The 19951-nt window shown below is 64.6% G+C and carries 10 protein-coding genes; 5 read left to right on the top strand and 5 right to left on the bottom strand.

The window, feature by feature from the left end; genetic code table 11:
* Positions 1-7591: type I secretion C-terminal target domain-containing protein (locus ACB037_RS19130; RefSeq protein ID WP_371175763.1), on the top strand; the 7591-nt coding region annotated here is incomplete at its 5' end.
* Positions 7592-7906: 315 nt separating this feature from the next.
* On the opposite strand, the gene glpC is transcribed toward ACB037_RS19130, so the two are convergent.
* The 4 genes from glpC to ACB037_RS19150 all read right to left on the bottom strand — a co-directional run bounded on the left by glpC (position 7907) and on the right by ACB037_RS19150 (position 12923).
* On the bottom strand, positions 7907-9109 hold the full coding sequence (gene glpC / locus ACB037_RS19135; RefSeq protein ID WP_371175764.1) for an anaerobic glycerol-3-phosphate dehydrogenase subunit GlpC: 1203 nt from the start codon (positions 9107-9109) through the stop codon (positions 7907-7909).
* 190 nt (positions 9110-9299) lie between these two features.
* Positions 9300-10577, bottom strand: coding sequence for a glycerol-3-phosphate dehydrogenase subunit GlpB (gene glpB, locus ACB037_RS19140; RefSeq protein WP_371175765.1), 1278 nt, complete (start codon positions 10575-10577; stop codon positions 9300-9302).
* Positions 10567-12246: an anaerobic glycerol-3-phosphate dehydrogenase subunit A gene (gene glpA / locus ACB037_RS19145; RefSeq protein ID WP_371175766.1), complete on the bottom strand. Its 1680-nt coding sequence runs from the start codon at positions 12244-12246 to the stop codon at positions 10567-10569. The genes glpB and glpA overlap by 11 nt, the downstream gene beginning before the upstream one ends.
* A gap of 221 nt (positions 12247-12467) precedes the next feature.
* Positions 12468-12923: a YchJ family protein gene (locus ACB037_RS19150; protein WP_109111836.1), complete on the bottom strand. Its 456-nt coding sequence runs from the start codon at positions 12921-12923 to the stop codon at positions 12468-12470.
* A gap of 128 nt (positions 12924-13051) precedes the next feature.
* Between ACB037_RS19150 and ACB037_RS19155 the strand changes: the two genes are divergently transcribed.
* The 4 genes from ACB037_RS19155 to ACB037_RS19170 all read left to right on the top strand — a co-directional run bounded on the left by ACB037_RS19155 (position 13052) and on the right by ACB037_RS19170 (position 18281).
* Positions 13052-14719 (top strand): methyl-accepting chemotaxis protein, encoded by a 1668-nt coding sequence (locus ACB037_RS19155; protein ID WP_134996814.1) that lies wholly within the window; start codon positions 13052-13054, stop codon positions 14717-14719.
* A 104-nt stretch (positions 14720-14823) separates the two neighbouring features.
* Positions 14824-16035 (top strand): ROK family transcriptional regulator, encoded by a 1212-nt coding sequence (locus tag ACB037_RS19160; RefSeq protein ID WP_029314606.1) that lies wholly within the window; start codon positions 14824-14826, stop codon positions 16033-16035.
* Positions 16032-17615 carry a sensor histidine kinase gene (locus ACB037_RS19165; protein ID WP_043155894.1) on the top strand — a complete coding sequence of 528 codons (1584 nt, stop codon included), beginning with the start codon at positions 16032-16034 and terminating at the stop codon, positions 17613-17615. Before ACB037_RS19160 ends, ACB037_RS19165 begins: the two co-directional genes overlap by 4 nt.
* The gene (locus ACB037_RS19170; RefSeq protein ID WP_261999491.1) at positions 17616-18281 is read left to right on the top strand and encodes a response regulator; all 666 of its coding nucleotides are present in this window, start codon (positions 17616-17618) and stop codon (positions 18279-18281) included. It begins immediately after the preceding gene.
* Positions 18282-18418: 137 nt separating this feature from the next.
* Here the strand turns inward: ACB037_RS19170 and ACB037_RS19175 are convergent, their stop codons facing one another.
* Positions 18419-19948 carry a tripartite tricarboxylate transporter permease gene (locus tag ACB037_RS19175; RefSeq protein WP_045524545.1) on the bottom strand — a complete coding sequence of 510 codons (1530 nt, stop codon included), beginning with the start codon at positions 19946-19948 and terminating at the stop codon, positions 18419-18421.
* Positions 19949-19951: the final 3 nt, after the last annotated feature.

Genomic DNA, 19951 nt, shown 5'->3' on the forward strand with positions numbered 1-19951 from the left:
CGACGGCAGCAATACTCTGACCGGCACCGGCCACTTCCAGGTCAATGCGGGCTCGGATCGGGTGAGCGAGGTGTCGTTTGCCGACATCAGCGAGCAGCCGGCCCTGACCGCCCTGGGCCAGAGCGTCAAATACGAGCTGGTCGACGGCGATGCCAGCATCCCGGGCAACCAGGTGCTGAAAGGCTATGTGGAAGTCAATGGCCAGCGCGTCGAGGTGCTTCAGGTCGAACTGGTGGGCAAGCTGGACAACGCTGCCAGCAACGGCTTTGACTACAAGGTGACCCTGTTCGAGGGGGTTCATCAGAGCGGCAACACCGCGACCGACCTGCCGTTCAAGCTCAACATCGTCGACAGCGACAAGGGCAGCGGCAACAACGACAGCACCACGGGTACCCTCAACATCCGCATTTCGGAAGGGGCCAACCCGACCCTCACCCTGACCGGCGTGACGGTGAGCGAAGGGCGCTTCGATGGGGCCGCCAACAACCAGACGGCGGACGACCAGCAAGCCAGCGGCACCCTGACCATCACTGCGGACTCCGATCCCGTGGTGGACGTGCGGCTGACCCTCTCGGGCCAAGTCGTGGATGGGAGTGGCAAGGCCATCACCCACAACGGTGAGACCCTCACCTGGCAAGAGGTGCCGGGCAGCAACGGCCACAGCTTCCAGGCAGTGACTGCGAGCGGCACCCTGGTGCTGACGGTGACCCTGCCGAGCGTGCCGGGGCGCATCGAAGCCCACACCCAGGCAACCCTCGATTACCAGGTGACGGTACACACCAACCTGGATCACGGGGCTGACGACAAGCTCACCCTGAGCCTGCCGGTCAAGGTGACCGACAGCGACGGCAGTGTGATCACCGGCAGCACCACGGCGGTGATCACCGATGCGGCGGATCCCGTGATCACCGCCATCGAGGGGGTGACCGTCAAGGAGTCGGACCTCAACGGGGGCAGTGGCCAGCATGGGGGTACCAGCCCGTCAGGCACGGGAGAGGTTGCCATCGGCCAGGTGACGATCGCCGCCGGGAGTGACCGGGTGGTTTCCCTGCAACTGGATGTAGCCCGCTTCAACGCCCTCAATACCCTGACGTCGGGGGGCAAGGCGGTCACCATTGGGGCAAACAGCCAGCCGGGTGTCTACTTTGGCAAGGACAGCGCAGGCAAGCTCATCTTCAAGCTGACCCTGGATGTGTCCGGCCGCTACACCTTCGAGCTGACCGGCAACCTGGATCACAGCGTCCAGGGCAAGGATCTGCTGGATATCCAGCTGCCATTGCAGGCACGGGACAGTGATGGGGATCTGAGCGCCGAAGTGATCGGCCATGTGAGCGTGCAGGATGACGTACCCGTGGCCGTGGACGCGAGCAAGACCCTGAATGAAGGGGCGAAAGTGACCGGCGATCTGCTGGCCACTGCCAGCGAGGGGGCGGATGATGCGGTGGTGAGAGCGGTGACCATCAATGGCACCGAGCACCCCATCGCCGCCACGGGCAACACCACCATCTCGGTGACAGATGGCACGGGGCAGATCATCGGCACCCTGGTGATCAATGCCGAGGGTGACTACAGCTTCACCGCCAAATCAGGCATCGATCACAGCAACAGCACCCTGGTACAGCAGATAGGCTTCCACCTGGTGGATGGCGACGGAGATACCGACGACGGTCTTCTGACCCTGACCATCCGGGACGAGGCGGGCAAGCTCACCGTGAGCGCAGTCACCGGCCAGGAGGATGCGGGGGCGAGCGATCCGGGCCAGGGGATCCCCATCACCATGAACCTGGATGTGGGGGATTTCGATCGGGGCGAGCATGTGGAGCAGTTGCTTATCCAGGCGCCAGCCAACGCCCAGGGCACCTTCTATTTCAACGGCGTCGCACTGACCACCATCACCCAGGGGGGCAAGACCTGGTATGAGGTGCCGCCCGCGGCCATGGTGGCGGTGGCCAACACCGATGACAAGTTCCAGCTCACCGGTGTCACTTTTGTGCCAAACCACGACTACTCGAGCTACAACAACGGAGGTGCTCCGCTGCGCTTCCCGGTGCAGTTGCAGGTAGGCGTCACCGAGGGGAGCAAGCCCCCGGTGCTGACCGGCAATCTGGACATCACGGTGCAGGGCATTGCCGACAAACCCCTGTGGGATGCGGGCAGCACGCACCAGCACTACACCACGGACGAGGACAGCAGCGGCATCGCCCTCAACGTCAAAGCGGGCCTCACCGATACGGACGGCTCCGAGACCCTGAGCTACCAGATAGAGTGGGCGTCCGGTGAGGGCAGCCTGACCCTGAATGGCAAGGTGCTCACTCCGGGGGCGAACGGCCTCTATACGGTGGCCGGTGGCGACATCAACAAGGTGACCGTGGTGCCCGGCAAGGACTACAGCGGTGACATCAAGCTCATTGTGACCCCGGTGAGCACCGAGAAGACCCCGGTGGTGACCGGCAAGGAGACGGCCCTCGGCGATCCGCTGGAGGTGATTGTCAACGTAAACCCGCTGGCGGACGACGCCAAGCTGACGGTGCGCGAGATCCAGGGCAAGGAAGATACCCTGATCGATCTGGGCAGCAAGATTGGGCTCGCCCATCTGGGAGACACCACGGATGGCTCCGAGCAGCTGTTCGTGCGCATCAGCGGCCTGCCCGCCGGTGCCACCCTGCTGCTGGGTGGGGTGGCGGTCACCCAGGATGCCAACGGCTATTACGAGGTGCCCTATGACCGCATCAATGACCTCAAGCTGCTGCCGCCCAAAAACAGCAACGTCGATTTCGATCTCACCATCAAGGGGGTGGTGAAGGACACCGCCATCCTGACCGATGCCAGCGGCCAGACCCACACCGTGGTGAACGAGAAGGAGACCGGCAGCCAGAGCCTGCACGTGGATCTGGTGGGGGTAGTGGATGAACCCCATTTTGATCTCAATACCACCGACTGGACCCAGGATGGCAACGGCTACAGCATCACCATCCAGGAGGATGGCCGGGCGCCCCTTGACTTCAAGCTCACCTCGGGGGAGTGGACGGATACCCCGCTCGATCACTCGGAAACCCTGAACTTGGTGCTGGAAGGGCTGCCGGAAGGGGCCAAGGTATTCGACGGCAATGGCAAGGAGCTGACCCTCACCTTCGCCGGGCTCGATGGCAAGGGCAATCCTCTCTATCAGGTGGATGTGACCAGCCTTGGCAACCTGCAGATCCAGCCGCCCCCCAACAGCACCGCGGATCTTCACCTCATCGGCCACGTGGTGGTGACCGAGAATGACGGCGACCACAAGAGTTTCGACGTGCCCCTCACCATCAAGGTGGAGCCGGCCATCGACGCTACCGACTACGCCAAGACCAGCCATGGCCTGGAGGATCAGTTCACCGTCCTCGACTGGCAGCCTGACCTGACCGACGGCGCCGAGAAGGTGACCCACCTCAGCCTCTCCGGTATCGAACCCGGGTATGAAGTCTGGATCCGCGTGGGCGGGGTCGAGACCCAGCTGACCGTGAGCGGCGGCGCCGTGGACTTGAGCGACGCCGAGCTGCAAAGCCTGCTCGGCGGTGGCCAGCTGCTGGTGAAAGGGCCCGAGGACAGCGACAGGGACACCACCCTCCAGAGCCATGTCACGGTGACACAAGTGGATGTGGACTCCAGCGCCACTGCCCAGAAGGTGATCGACGGCACCCTGCATGTGGATATCCAGGCGGTGGTGGAGCCCGATGGCAACCTGGTGCAGACCGGTCAGCTGGAGAGCCCGGACGGGCACGACATCCCGCTGGACGGCGTCTTCGTGTTCGAGGATCTGGACCCCAGCAGCGATGAGGTCATCGACTACCTGGTGATCAGCGATCTGCCCCCCGGCTTCGTGGTGGTGGGCGGCATCAACGATGGCAAGGGCAACTGGACGGTGCCCCACGACGCCCTCGGCAGTTATGCCCTGCGCTCGCCGGATGGCTTCACCGGCACCGTCACCTTCAAGGTGAGCGCCAGGGTGGTCGACCTTGGTGACAACAACGAGGGGGATGTGAGCGCCCCGGCCTATCGGGAGATCACCGCCAGCGCCGACTTCCATGGCGCGACCCACTCGGGTCAGGTGGCCGCCGATGTCGATTTTGACAACAGTACCCCCATCACCGGGGTGGAGGATCACGGCGTCAACTTCGGCAGCCAGCTCAAGCAGATGGTGACCCTGGGCACGGCGGACATCGGGGACGACGAGCTCAGCATCGTCATCACTGGTCTCCCTCCGGGCGTCAACGTACAGGGGCTCACCTATGACTTCGTCAACGGCGAGTACCTCATCAAGTTGCCGGGCGGCCTCGATGATCTCGACCGCCTGACCCTGACCCTGCCGCAAGACTATGCCGGTGACGGCCTGCACTTCAATGTGCGCCTGGTCAACACCGACACCGTGAGCGGTGACACCAAGATGGTGGAGAAGGACGTCACCCTCTCCATCACCCCGGAGGTGGACATCAACGGCGGGGCGGACGGCCTGCCCGAGCTGCAACTGAACGTGAAGGACGTAAACGGCGACGGCCAGCCTGACAACCTGGAAGACACCGACATTCATCTCGATCTCTCGGTCAAGCTCGCCGACATCAGCCCCTCGGTGGCCGATGGCGGTCTCGAGACCGTGGAGCAGGTGGTCGTGACCGTGGATCCCCAATATGGTCACTTCCTCGACAAGAACGGCCAGCCGGTCTCCACCCTCACGGTGAACAACCCGGCGGATCTCAAGGATCTGGTGTTCGTGCCCAAAGAACACTTCAGCGGCAAGGTGCCGCTGGCGGTGACGGTGGATATTCTCGATACCGCCACCACGGGCACGGTTCGGGGGAGCTGGAGCGGCAACGTGAGCTTCGAGGTGCTGCCGGTGAACGATCCGGCCAACCTCACGGTCCAGAACGTCACGGGCCAGGAAGATGGCAGCGTGAGTCTGGGGGGGCTGGGGGCCAGCCTCATCGACAACGATGGCTCCGAGCAGATCGTCGGGCTGCAGATCAAGGGGGTGCCGGATGGCTTCACCCTGTCCGCCCCGGCGGTCAACAACGGCGGTGGGGTGTGGCAGGTGCCTGTGGGCACCGACTTCTCCAAGCTGACCCTGATCCCGCCTGCGGACTTCAGCGGCACCGTGAGTCTGACCCTGAGCGCCTTCACCCTGGACAAGGGGCTGACCTTGCCCCTTGAAACCAGTGCGGGCTTCACCGTCACCGTCAATCCGGTGGGGGATGCGGTCATCACTGACATGCAGGAGCAGGCGAGCGGCACCGAAGGGGATGTGATCACCCTGAACCTGGGGGTGGAGACCCGGGATACCCAGGCTACCGGCGGCAATGCCGGCAATGTGCACGAGAACGGTCCCGAGCAGGTGCGCGTCACCCTGGAAGGGGTGCCGGACGGGGCAGAAATCCGCCTGCCGAGCGGGGTGAACGGCACCGTGGTGGATCTCGGCGGTGGCCGCTGGCAGGTCACCACGGACGGGGGCAAGCTCGACGCGGTGGAGCTCGTGACCAACGACGCCAACGGCGCCATGGCGATCAAGGTGACGGCCCAGAGCCTGGACAACGGCGCCCTCGGCCCCGAAGTGAACGGCACCATCCATCTCGATGTGAGCCCGGTCAACGACGCCCCCGTTAACGTGCTGCCCGATGATCCCCAGGTGGCACAGGAGGACGAGCCGTTCGTCATCCAGGGTCTGCAGGTCAAGGACGTGGATGCGGGCAACGGCATCATGGAAGTGCGCCTCTCGGTGGAGCACGGCACCCTGACCCTGCCGGCCGGGAGCGGCGTGACCCTGACCGGCAACGGTACCGGCGATGTGGTGCTGACCGGCACCCTGGCGGATCTCAATGCCCTGCTCTCGGGCGGCGTCACCTATCAGGGCGACCCGGACTTCCATGGCAATGACGCCTTGACCATGGTGACGGACGATCGGGGCAATACCGGCAGCGGTGGCGCCCTGAGTGACACCGATGTGCTGCCCATCCTGGTACAACCGGTCAACGATGCCCCCGTCAACCAGCTGCCGACGACGCCCCAGGTGGCGCAGGAAGATCAGCCCTTCACCATTCACGGGCTGCAGGTGAGCGATGTGGATGCGGACAACAGCCCCCTCTTGGTCACCCTCTCCGTGCTGCACGGTACCCTGGAACTGGCGGCGGGCAGTGGCGTGACGGTGAGCGGCAGCGGCAGCAACACCCTGGTGCTGAGCGGTTCCCAGGATGCCATCAATGCCTTGCTCGCAGGGGGCGTGACCTATCAGGGCGAGCAGGACTTCAATGGTCAGGATGCCCTGACCATGGTGACCAATGATCTTGGCAACACCGGCAGCGGTGGCCCCCTGAGCGATACCGACGTGCTGCCCATCGAGGTCGAGCCAGTCAATGATGCCCCTGTCACCCAGGTGCCGGGCTCATTGCAGGTGAAAGAGGATGGCTCCCTGTCGCTCACCGGGATCAGCGTGAAGGACGTGGATGCGGGCAGTGCGCCCATCTCCATGGTGCTGCGGGTGGAGCACGGTGTGCTGACCCTGCTGGGGGCGGCAGGCGCCGTCTCGGTGCAGGGGGCGGGGACCAGCGTGGTGACCCTGGTCGGGTCGCTCGATGATCTCAACGGTCTGTTGGCAGGCAACCTGCACTACGAGCCAGCCAGGGACTTCTGGGGTCAGGACAACCTGAGCATCACCACCTCGGATCAGGGCAATACCGGTGCCGGTGGCGTCCTGACCGACAGCGCCCAGATTGCCATCCAGGTGACGGCCGAGCCGGACGATCCCCAATTGGGGGTCGGCACCCACGATATCCTTGCGTTGCAAGGGGCCTGGGTGCCACTCAACCTCAGCGCCAGCGTGGTCAATCCGGCCCCGGGTGAGCTGTCGGTGCGGATCCAGAACCTCGGCAGCGCCCAGGTGGTGGACGAGCACGGCCAGAGCGTCGGCCACGCGGATGGCAACGACTGGTTGCTGCCGATGGACCAGTCCGTGCCCATCTACCTCAAGGATCTGCCGGCGGGGGATCATGCCCTCACCCTGAGTGCCGAATCCAGCCTGGGTGGCGGCACCCTGAGCTCGGCCACGGAGACCATCACCATCCACAGCCAGAGCGGTCACGATCTGCTGGGCTCGGATCAGGGGGACTGGCTGTTCGGCTCCTCCGGCAATGATCGCCTCCTGGGCGGCATGGGAGATGATGTGCTGCGGGGCGGTCAGGGCAACGACATCCTGACCGGTGGCGCCGGCAGCGATCTCTTCGTGTGGGGCAGTGGTGACGAGGGGACGACGGCCTCTCCGGCGATAGACACCATCACCGACTTCCGTCCCCAGGAGGGGGACAGGATCGATCTGGCGGACCTGCTCAAGGGGGTGACCGACAACAGCGTGGATGGCCTGCTGGGTCATCTCCAGGCATCGGTGACCAGCACCGGCAACGGCCTGAGTGACGTGAGCCTGTCGGTCTCCCCGGCGGGGGATGGCAATGTCACCCAGCAGATCACCCTGAAGGACGTGGATCTGAGTGGCTGGAACCTGAGCGGTTCCTCCTCTCACGACATCCTGCAATCCATGCTGGATCAGCACAGCCTGATCATCCAGCACCCCTGATGGGGTGAGAAGATGCAAAGAGCCGGCGAATGCCGGCTCTTTTTTGGCTGAATATGCTGGCTTGATGTTTTCTGGTGGTGGTAATGGGAGATGGATTTTAACGGGGTGGGTGTTGTTGCTGCTTTTCACTGTGCGGGTGGTTCAAACAACCAAAAGGGTTTGCCGCCCGGGCCTCCCATCGGGCTGCCCGGGCGGCGTCAGGGCCTTGCCGCGCCGATCCCGGTCAATGCCGGCCAGAGGGGGCGCAGGCATTGACCGGGGCGTGTCGCTTCCAAGCCGGTGCCCGTGATGATGGGCGGACCGGGGGGATGGCGGTCAGGCCAGCGCCCGTGCCAGCAGGTGCACCGGGTGTTCGCAGCGAAACGCCGTGCTCATCTCGATCTGCCACTTGCAGGTCTCGCAGTCGGTGATGACCAGATCGGGCTTGAGCCGGTTTATCTGATCAAACAGCCCCTGGCCGATGGCCTGGCTGGTGTCGTAGTTCTCGGACTTGAAGCCGTAGGTGCCGGCGATGCCGCAGCACTGGGAGTCCAGCACCGTCACCTTGACGCCGGGGATGGCCCGCAGCAGCTCGAGGGTGTAGATGACGCCCCCCATCTTCTCCAGGTGGCAGGGGGTGTGGTAGGCGATGTGCAGATTGAGGGGCTTCATGGCCGGTTTGTTGCCCCGATCGAACTCGTTCCACAGGAAGCGGGTCACCAGGGAGATGCGATCGCGCACCTTGTGGTTGTCCTGCTCCAGCAGGTGGGGATATTCGTCCCGCAGGGTGAAGCCGCAGGTGGAGGAGGTGGCCAACAGCGGCATCTCGTTGCCGAGCAGGGTGTTCTCCAGCTGCTGGATGTTGAAGGCCGCCTGCTGCCTGGCCTTGTCCATGAAGCCGTTGGCAATCAGCGGCACGCCGCAGCACTTCTCCCGCGCAAGCAGCTGGACACCGATGTTCATGGCGTTGAGCACCTGCACCAGCTCCTTGCCAAGCTGCGGGTGGTTGTAGTTCACATAACAGCCGTGGAAGTAGGCGATCTGGCGCGCAAAGCGGGCCTGACTCGTTTTCTGCTTCTTGTACCAGCCGCGGAAGGTGCCTTGTGAATATTTGGGCAAGTCCCGGTGGGAGGAGACCCCCAGCGCCTTGTCCAGCACCTGCTTCATCGGCTTGAGGCCGGTGGTGAAGTTGACCACCGGGGCCATCAGGGTGGACATGCTGCCCATTAGATCGGTGTGGGAGAGCACGAACTCGCGGATCCCCGGTTTGAAGCCGCTGTACTGGTGCTTGGCCTTGGCGATGATGTCGCCGATGCGCACCCCGCTCGGGCAAGCCACTTCGCAGCGCTTGCAGTTGGTGCAGTATTTGAGGGCGCTGTCAAAGAGCTCGGGGCTCTTGATGCGCAGCCGCTCCCCATCCGGGCCCGCCTGCTTGGGGCCGGGGTAGGCCGGGTTGGCCTTGGCCACCGGGCAGTAGACGGTACAGACGGTGCATTTGATGCACTGATCGAAAGTCTGGTTGGCATGATCCAGTAGCATGTCAGTTCTCCTCCCGTTGGGGTTGAAGGCACGGGATATGGGGCGAAATCATCATTGGGCTGAACTCAAAATGTGACCGGCAGCCTGCCAGCCGGTGGCGACCGCGACACCTGAGCCAGAGCCCTCTTTGGATTGGGCATCGTCGTGGGCCAGCACGCTGTGTCGTTGGAGTGGGAATATGTGATTCATCTCAGCCCTCCGCCAGAATATGGCCAGCGGCTTGCCAGCCAGTGGCAACGGCCACGCCGGAGCCGGAACCTTCTTTAATGGGGTCATAGTGCGCGAGCACGCTGCCGGCGCCGTAAAGGTTGGTGAGGGGCCTGCCGCCGCGCAGCACCCGCAGCCGCTCGTCGGTCTTGACCCCGAAGCCCATGAAGGGGTGGTGGTCGAACAGGCGGCGGCCGGCCCAGGTGTCGCGCTCGGCAAGGCTCAGTACGTCGGCATCGAAGATGGGTTCACGAATGCCCCCGAGGCGCGACTCCAGCCCGCGGCTGAAGAAGCTGCCGGAGGCGAGCACGAAGTGGTCCGCCTCGAACAGCTGATCCTCCCCGTGCTGGCTGTGCACCCCGATCACCTTGTCGCCGTCATAGCGGGCGCCCAGCACCCGCTCGCTGGTGAGGAAGGTGCCGCCAAGGGTCATGAAGCGGCGCTTGAGGGCCTCCTGCATCCGCATGCCGATGAGGGACGGCGGCATGGTGGCCACCTCCTTGATGGTGCAGCCGGTGCGCCGTTCCAGCTCGCTCAGACGCGGGCCGACCAGCCCCAGCGACAGGCAGGCGGGCAGCACGATATGGCGACAGCCGGGCACGCCGCATCCCTGCACCATGCGGCTGATCTCGCGGGCCAGATCCGCCAGCAGGTCCTGCTGGCCAGGCCCCTGCTTGTCGAACAGGCGGGCGATGTCGGCGGAGCGAAACTCGTGGGGATTGCGGCTGAACTGGGCGAGCTGGGGCAGGCGAATTTCCCCGGTCAGGATGCGGCTGTGGGCAAAACGGGCGTGGGTCGCGAGATTCGCCGCCGCGAGCGCCGGGTGAAAATCGCGAAACCCTTCCAGGGTGGCGAGCAGGATGGCGTCCGGGGCGGGGGCATCGGTCATGCAGGCGCAAGTGTCGGGGGAGAGCCAGGTGGCTTTGAGGGTGCCGATGGGGGTCAGCCGCTGGTGGTTGTGTTCCTGGCGCATCAAGGGTAGCCCCTCTTCTGCGCAGTGGCGTTGCAGGTCGGCCAGACTCCCCTCGATATTCTGCATCCCCACCTTGCTGTAAGGGTGATCCGGATGGGCCGCCATGAAGACGGGCAGGGCGGCGCGGGGATCCCCGTCGCTCTCCAGCAGATCCACCGAGCCGGAGGAGAAGTGCAGGGCGCTCTGGCCGGAGGCCATCAGCAGGGTCTTCTGGCCGGCCTCGGCGAGGCGCAGGGCTGCGGAGAGGCCCGCCATGCCGCCGCCGATCACGATGCTGTCAAATTTCATGGCTGCGCTCCTTGGTGGAATTGGCGGTGCTGGCATCGAGCGGGAAGGGGGGCTCGCTCACCAGGTGGGGGGCCGTCCACTCACCAAGGCCGAACAGCCCTTCATAGATCCAGTAGGTAAATTCGGCTTCGCGCAGGGCATCGCCCCACAGCACCGGCCGGGTACCCTTGTAGCGCTCCTCCAGGAACTGGCGCAGCATGACGCAGGCCTGACGACCGTCCGCCTTGCCGTACTCCTGCATTAGGCCGGCGGCGCGATAGGCGCACAGCTCCCCCTGACAGGGGCCCATACCCAGGCGGGTGCGGCGGCGCAAGTCCACCAGGTTGTCCACGTCGAGCTCCCGCAGGGCGTATTCAATCTCGCCCGCGGTGACCATCTCGCACTCGCAGATGAGGGCGTTGGCCTTGGGGTTGTCGCGGAAAAAGGCGATGACCCGCTCGCCGTGGCGGTACTGGGCCGAGCCTTCGGCGGGTACCGAGAGACCGGGGGCGGAGACCTTCTCCGGATCCCGCGAGCCGGGCAGGCTCAGCTCGGCGGTGCGGCAGGGCTTTCTGTTGCCAAGCTTTTTGGCAAGCAAGTCGGTGGCCCATTCGGCCATCAGCCGGTAGGTCATCAGCTTGCCGCCGGTGATGGTGTTGAAACCCTGGAGGCCATCTCGTTCGGCGTGATCCAGCAGCACGATGCCGCGGCTGATGTTGCGGCCGGACTCGTCGCCATCCACCGCCACCAGGGGGCGAACGCCGGCGTAGGCCCGCAGCAATCGGGTGCGGGCCATGATGGGGGCCAGTTTTATCCCCTCGCGCAGCAGCACCTCCACCTCTTCGGGCTCGACGGTGAGCTGGTCAATCTTGTGGTAATCGATGCGACTCGACGTGGTGCCGATGAGGGAGATGGTATCGCCCGGCACCAGAATGTCCGCGTCCGCCGGTTTGCGGCAGCGGTTGAGCACCAGCTGGTTGAGGCGGTAATCCATGATGAGCAATGAGCCCTTGGCCGGGAACATGCGGATGCCGAGGTCGGCATACTCGCAGATCTGCTGGCCCCAGATGCCGGCGGCGTTGATCACCTCCTGGCACTCCACCTCGAACGCTTCGCCGGTGCGGGTGTTGATGGCCTTGACCCCGTGCACCCTATCCTGGGTGCGCAAAAGCCCCAGCACCTTGCTGTGAGTGAAGATGCGGGCGCCGTGCTCCTTGGCGTCCAGCACGTTGGCAGCGGCCAGGCGGAAGGGGTCGACCGTGCCGTCCGGCACCTGGATGGCACCGATCAGCGCCGGGTTGACGTTGGGTTCAAGGCGCAGCGCCTCGGCGGGATCCAGCTGGCGGGCGTCGATGCCTGCCAGGGCGCAGGCGTCCATGAAGGTATTTTGAAAATGGATGTCATCTTCCGGCAGGGTGATGAAGAGGCCGCCGGTGTCCTCGACGCAGTGGCTGGCGATCCGCTTGAGGATGCGGTTCTCCTGAATGCATTCGCGGGCGGACTCCTGATCCGTCACCGCGTAGCGGGCGCCGGAGTGGAGCAGGCCATGGTTGCGGCCCGTGGTGCCGGCGGCGATGTCGTCCCGCTCAAGTAGGATGCAGTCGATGCCGCGCAGCGCGCAATCGCGCATGATGCCGGCGCCGGTGGCGCCCCCCCCTATGATGACGACTTGTGTGGTGATTATTTTCATTCGTGCCCGTCTCATCTCTTCCAGATGAGGCCAGTGTGGCGCCTCCACGACGTAAAATGTTTGATATGGGCCAAATTAATGTTCGTAAACGCTCATTAAGTGTGAGGTGATGAGCGAAATGTGATGAACCTCACGTCACCGTCGAGGCAGGCAGGGGAAAGCATGACTGGAGGGGAGAAGGCCAGCCCGGGGGCTGGCCAGAGGGCGGCGTGGGGGAAACCTCAGCCGCAGCACTTCTTGAACTTCTTGCCGCTGCCACAGGGGCAGGGGTCGTTTCGCCCGACCCGCAGCGGCGCCGGATCCTGCTCGCCGTCGGTGTAGACCCAGCGCCCCTGATGGCGCACGAAGCGGGAGCGCTCATGGAGGCAGTGACGTTCGTCCCCCTCCAGGAACCAGGCCTTGAATTCCACCATGCCGAGGATGTCATCGGGGCCGCCCTGGCTGGCGAGGATCTCGAGGCCATCCCAGCGGGTGTCGGTCGATGAGAGGTCGGCCGCGGTCAGCCCGTTCAGATAGTCCGGGTGCCAGCTGTGTACCAGATATTCTCCCAATCCCAGCACGAAGGCGCTGTAGCGGGATCGCATCAGCTGCTCCGGGGTGGCGGCGGGCTGGCCTGCGTGGAGTACACCGCAGCACTTGGCAAGAAAAAGAGAGGAACCGCAAGGACATAGGTTCATGAGTCAGCTCATCTGGTCGATAATTAAAGGTGGCGGGATTGTAGCGAACGCACTTCCCTTTCGGCCAGCTTCCCATGCCGTTTAGGCAGACATCATGCAGCAATGAACACAGCACAAAGGGTGACACAATGACACTTAAGCAGAAGATCCTGTTACTGGGGGCCATCCCCGTGCTGCTGATGGCCCTGGTGGTCAATCTCAGCAACTACCTGGTGGCCAGGAGCGATCTGGAATCGGATCTGGTGGTGGCGCGGGAGAGGGCAATCAAGGAGCGCAAGGCGCTGCTCAGCAGTTATCTGATGCTGGCCAAGACGGCCATCGAGGGCAGCTACGGCAAGCCTGACAGCCCCGAAGTGCGCCAGCAGGTGAAGGAGATATTGCGGCCGCTGCGCTATGGCAGCGACGGCTACTTCTTCGTCTACGACTATCAGGGCAATACCGTGCTGCTGCCGACCCGGCCCGAGATGGAGGGGAAGAACCGCTGGCAGGACAAGGATACCAAGGGTGCCTTCCTCATTCAGGGGATCATCAAGTCGGCGCGGGAAGGAGATGGCTTCTCGGAGTACTGGACCAACAAGCCCTCTATCGGGCGGGATGCCCCCAAGCTCTCCTTCAACCTGGTGCTCGACAAATATCAGTGGGTCGTGGGCACGGGCTTCTACATCGACGACATCGACAATGAGCTGGCCACCCTGCGCAGCGAGCGGGAGGAGACCATGTATGGCTCCCTGAAAACCGGGGTGCTGTTCATCCTGGTGATCCTGGGGGTGACCCTGGCGGCCACCGTGGTGATCGGCAACCGGGTCACCCGCCCGCTGGCGGATGCGGTTGCCGCACTCAATGACATCGCCGACGGGGACGGGGATCTGACCCAGCGCCTCAAGGTGCAGAGCAAGGACGAGGTGGGGCAGCTGGCCGCCGCCTTCAACCGCTTTGTCGAACGGATCCAGTCGGTGGTGAGCCAGGTGGGGGAAACCAGTCACCAGTTGCTGGGGGCCGTGGATCGGCTGCATAGCCTGAGCGAGCATGCGGACAGGCAGATGCAGGGCCACGGCAAGGAGACGGATCAGGTGGTGACCGCGGTGACCGAGATGAGCTCCACCGCCCAGGAGGTGGCGGCGAGCGCCTCCAACGCCGCCAGCGCCACCAGCGATGCGGCCCGCGAGTCCGATGCTGCCCGGGGGGTGGTGAGCAGCGCCATCGGCAGCATCAACCGGCTGGTGGACGAAGTGCATGTGGCGGCCGGGGTCATCGAACAGCTCGCCCACGAGACCGGCAAGATAGGCTCCGTGGTGGAGGTCATTCGCGGCATCGCCGATCAGACCAACCTGCTGGCCCTCAACGCCGCCATCGAGGCGGCCCGGGCGGGCGAGCAGGGGCGCGGCTTTGCGGTGGTGGCGGACGAGGTGCGATCCCTCGCGGGCCGTACCCAGCAGAGCACCAAGGAGATCAACGAGATGCTCCAGCGCCTGCAGGGCGGGGTGAAGCAGGCGGTGGAGGTGATGCAGGCCAGCGAGGCACGCAGCCAGGAGACGGTGCAGGAGGCGAGCCACATCGCCAGCTCCCTGGACAGCATGGTAGCGGCGGTCGGCACCATCAACGACATGAACATCCAGATCGCCACGGCCGCCGAGGAGCAGCACGCGGTCTCCGAGGAGATCAACAAGAACCTGGTGGCCATCCAGCAGATCGTCAGCGAGCTGACCGAGGCGTCCGGGGAGTCCAGCACCACCACCCGCGCCCTGGCAGGCACGGGTGACAAATTGCGCCAACTCGTCTCCCGCTTCCGTTACTAATCACATTTTTGCCGTCTGGACAGGATTTCCAGACGGCAAATTTGGGGATCGGCGCAGAATGTGTGAAAATCGCGCCATTCGTTCCTTTCGTTAGCCCCAACCCTATGAATGAGATCGTGAAAGGCAGTATCGATTTGATCCGTCAGCTCAACTACGGCCTGGTCTATGCCAGCCTGGAGGAGCACAAGGAGCTGTCCCGTACCGATCTGTCCCGTCTGACCGGCCTGTCGCCGGCCAGCATCACCAAGATCACCCGCGAGCTGCTGGACGGCGGCCTGGTGGTCACCTGCGGCGAGAGCTCGGTGGGGCGTGGCCGTCGCCAGACCCTGCTGCGCATCAACGAGCGCCGCTTCCAGTTTCTCTCCATGCGCCTGGGGCGCGGCTATGTGGACATGGCCCTGTTCGATCTCGCGGGTCACTCCCTGGCACGCCATCGCCATGTCTTCAACGAGGCGGAGCGTGCCGAGCTGCTGGCCAGCCTGGTGCGGGCCATCGAGGGCTTTTTGCCCAAGAAGGCGCTGCGTCTGGCCTGCATCGCCCTCTGCCTGCCCGGCCAGGTGGAGCGCCACTCCGGCATGGTCAAGCATTTTCCCTATTACGATCTGCGCAACTGGCCCCTCGGTCCCACCCTGCAGGAAGCCTTCTCGGTACCCGTGCTGGTGAGCGGCGACGTGCGCACCTGGATCCAGGCCGAGCGGGAGTGGGGCGCCGCCAGGAACTGCTCGGATGCGGTGCTGGTGTTCGTGCACAACGACATCGGGGTCGGCATGGTGGTCAATGGCCAGCTCATCGAGAGCGAGTCGGCTCTGCTCGGGGATCTCAGCCACCTGCAGCTCGAACCCTATGGCCAGCGCTGCTACTGCGGTGGCTTCGGCTGCGCCTGCACCCTCGTGACCAATCAGGCGCTGGAGGCGCAATATCGGGAGCTGCGCGAACGGATGCAGGAGTTCGATCTGCCCGAAAGCGTCACCATACGCGAGCTGTGCGAGCTGGCGCTGGCCGGCAACAGCCTGTGTCAGGACATCCTGCACCAGGCAGCAGGCCGCCTCTCCCGGGTGCTGGCGAACCTCATCTGCCTGCTCAATCCGGGCAAGCTGCTGCTAGGGGGGGAGATCACCCGGGCCGATCGACTGCTCTTCCCCATGTTGCACCAGTCCCTGGCAAGCCAGTTGCCCGCCGAGTACCTGGTGCGCCTGCAGATTGAATCCACCCACTTCTACGAAGATCCCACCAAACCCACCTCGGTGCAGGTGCACAAGGCCCTGCGCGATGGCAGTCTGCTGCTCGACTTGTTGCGAGGCGACAAGGAGGCATGAGGCTCGGGTTGCAAGGACGCTTCCTGCTCATTCTCTGTCTGGTCAGTCTGCTGCAACTGGTGTTGCTGAGCGGGGCCAGCTACTACTATGTCGCCGAGCAGCGCTACCGTGAGGTGGGGGATCAGGCCCTGGATGTGGCACGGCTGGTGGCGCGGGAGTCCGGCGTCATCGCCGGGGTGAAACGGGCGGATACGGTCCGCCTCAATGCCCTGGTGGAGCGGATCCGCGCCGAGGTCGGGGCCAGCTACATCGTCATCGGGGACAGGCAGGCACGCCGCCTGGTGCACCCCAATGCGGACCGGATTGGCAAAGCCATGGTGGGGGATGATCCCGAGCGTGCCCTGCAGGGAGAAGCCTATATCTCCAGGGCCCAAGGGTCCCTTGGGGTCTCGGTGCGCGGCAAGGGGCCCATCCGTGACGAGATGGGCAAGATCATCGGGGTGGTGTCGGTCGGCTATCTGGTGCGGGACATCGATGCGGATCTGCAGGGCTATTTGCGCTTTGGCCTGGCCATGACCTTGCTCATTGTGGTACTCAACAGTGTCGCCGCCGCCTGGCTGGCCCGGCGCTACAAGAAGGCGATATTCGGCTTTGAACCCGAGCAGATGGGGCGTCTCTATGCGGAGCTCGACTGTACCCTGCGCACGGTGCGCGAGGGGATCCTCACCATCGACGAGCAAGGGCGCCTCACCTCCCTGAACCCCAACGGCATCAAGCTGCTGCGCCTGGACGACACCACCGCCAGGAGCGCCATCGGCCAGCCCATTGGTCACCTGCTGCCGGGCAGTCGCATGCTCTCCATCCTGCAAGAGCAGACCCCCCAGTTTGACGAGGAGATAGTGCTCAACGGCCAGTCCCTCATCGTCAACCGCTTGCCGCTGGTGCGCGAGGGCAAGCTGATCGGCGCCGTGTCGAGTTTTCGCCGCAAGGACGAGCTGGCGGAACTCAGCGCCCAGCTCTCCCAGGTGCAGGCCTACAGCGATCTGCTGCGGGTGCAGACCCACGAGCACAACAACCAGCTCGGGACCATCGCCGGCCTCATTGAGCTCGGTGCCACCCGGGAGGCGCTCGCCTTCATCGGGCGGGAGGCGGCCACCGAGCAGACCCTGCTCGGCTTCCTGATGGGGGCCATCGCCAAACCCAAGGTGGCGGGGTTGCTGCTCGGCAAATACCACAGGGCCCACGAGCTCGGTCTTGAGCTCGTGATCGATCCCGATGCCCGTCTGCACGATATTCCTGCCCGTGTCAGCGGTTCCCAGCTGGTAACGGTGCTGGGCAACCTCATCGACAACGCCTTCGAGGCGACCCGCCGCCACGGTGCGCCCTATCAGCCCATCCGGGTTTCCCTGAGCGATCTGGGGCAGGATCTGGTGCTGGAGGTGGAGGATGGGGCTGGCGGCATCGACCCGCAGTTGGCGGACAGGTTGTTCGAACAGGGGGTCAGCAGCAAGCCCGAGCCAGGACACGGTATCGGGCTCTCCCTGGTGCGCAAGACCCTGGATGCCCTGCAGGGGGAGATCACCATCGAAGCCACGACGCAGGGAAGTTGCGTCGTCTGTTACATTCCCAAGGAGGTGTGAGTGATCAAGATCCTGATCGTCGAGGATGATCCCGCCATTGCCGAGATCCACCGCCGCTTCGTGCAGCGCCTCGCCGGTTTTGAGGTGCTGGGGGTGGCGTTGACCCTGTTCGATGCCAGGGAGCAGATAGGGATCCTCCGGCCCGATCTGGTGCTGCTGGATGTCTGGCTGCCCGATGGAGAGGGGTTCTCGCTATTGAGAGAGCTGCGCCAGGCGGGGGCGAGTCTGGATGTGATCCTGCTCACCGCGGCGCGGGAAGCCGCTGCCCTGCAGGAGGCGATGCGCCTCGGGGTGGTGGATTTCATCTTGAAGCCCGTGGTGTTCGAGCGGCTGCGCGACACCCTGGAGAAGTACCGTCAGAGCATCGCCGCCCTGGCGGCGTTGGCCGACATCGACCAGCAGGCGGTGGACACCCTGTTCGGTACGCCGTTGCAGCAGGTGGCGGCAGAGGGACTGCCCAAGGGCATCGATGCTCTCACCCTGCAGCGGGTGCTGACGGCCCTGACTCCGGAGGCCGCCAGTGCCGAGGAGATAGGCAGCCGGATAGGGGTGAGCCGGACCACGGCGCGCCGCTATCTGGAATTTCTGGTGGGGCAGCGACTGGCGAGCCCCGAGCTCGAATATGGCACCGTCGGGCGGCCGGAGCGGCGTTACCGCAAGCCGTGATCCGGTCGCCCGGAACCTGTTGTCCAGACAAGAAAAGAGCGCCTTTCGGCGCTCTTTTTATCAGGGTTTGCTTCCCGTGGGCATCAAGGTCTCTGCGCGTTATGGTCAGGGTTCAGAGGTGGCAGAGGCTCATCGATTCAGTGGCTGGTGGCAGGCTCCCCCTTGGGGGCCCGGCGAGCCTGCCACCACTGCCAGACGGGCAGCAGCAACATGGTCAGGGTGATCACCGTGAAGGCGAGGGTGATGGGGCGCTCCCACAGGAAGCTCAGGCTGCCGTCGTTGATCACCAGGGCCCGGCGCAGGTTGTCCTCCAGCATGCCTCCCAGGATGAAGCCGAGCAGCATGGGGGCCATGGGGAAGGTGAGCAGGCGCAGGCCGATGGCGATCAGTGCAACGATGGCCATCACATGGATGTCCATGGTGTTGAAGGAGACCAGATAGACCCCGGTCAGGGAGAACAGCAGCACCATGGGGATGAGCACGGGGCGCGGCACCGCCAGTACCCGGGCCAGGTAGGGGATGAGGGGAAGGTTCAGGATCAACAGCACCACGTTGCCCAGATACATGGAGATGATCACCGACCAGAAGACATCCGGATGCTCCATGAACAGACGCGGGCCCGGCTGGATGCCGTAGGCCACCAGGGCGCCCAGGATGAGGGCCGTGGTGCCGGAGCCCGGGATCCCCAGGGTCAGCAGGGGTACGAAGGAGCCGGTGGAGGCGGCGTTGTTGGCCGCTTCCGGGGCGGCCAGGCCGCGCAGGCTGCCCTTGCCGAACTGCTCCTGGCGCTGCTTGCCGGCGATGTTGCGCTCGGCCCCATAGGCCATGAAGGCGGCGATGGTGGCACCGGCTCCCGGCAGCACGCCGATGAGAAAGCCCAGCACCGAGGAGCGGGCGATGGGAGGCGCGATCTCCCTGACCTCTTCCTTGCTGAGCTTGAGGCTGCCGAGCTGCTGCATCTGCCTGGCCTCTTCCTCGCTGTTGTCCTTGCCGGGGCGCAGCACCGCCATCAGGATCTCTGCGAGGGCAAAGGTGGCCATGGCCAGCAGCAGGAAGGAGAAGCCGTCACGCAGATCCGGCAACCCGAAGGTGAACCTGTCCACCCCGACGCTGCGGTCGATGCCGATGGTGGAGATCATGATGCCGAACAGCGCCATGATCAGCGCCTTGAGCACCTGCCCCTTGCCGGCAAAGGCCGCCACGGCGGAGAGGCCCAGCACCATGAGGGCGAAGTAGTCCGCCGACTGGAAGGAGAGGGAGACCTTGGCGAGCAGGGGCGCCGCCACCATCAGCATGATGGCGGAGAGGGTGCCGCCGGTGAAGGAGGCGTAGGCGGCGATGGCCAGCGCCTTGCCCGCCTGTCCCTTGCAGGCCAGGGGATAGCCGTCGAAGGCGGTGACCACGGTGGCGGAGCAGCCGGGGGCGTTGATCAGGATGGAGGAGGTGGAGCCCCCGAAGATGGCGCCGTAATAGACCCCCGCCATCAAGATGATGCCGGAGGCCGGATCCAGGCCATAGGTGATGGGGATCATCAGGGCGATGGCGGTGACCGGGCCAAGGCCCGGCAACATGCCGATAAAGGTGCCGATGAAGCAGCCAAGCACCACCATCATCAGGTTGACCGGCAGCAGTGCGGTGCCGAGTCCTTGCAAGATTCCGTCTAACATGGT

The sequence above is a fragment of the Aeromonas sp. S19(2024) genome, from assembly GCF_041402625.1.
GTDB classification, from domain to species: Bacteria; Pseudomonadota; Gammaproteobacteria; order Enterobacterales; family Aeromonadaceae; genus Aeromonas; species Aeromonas caviae.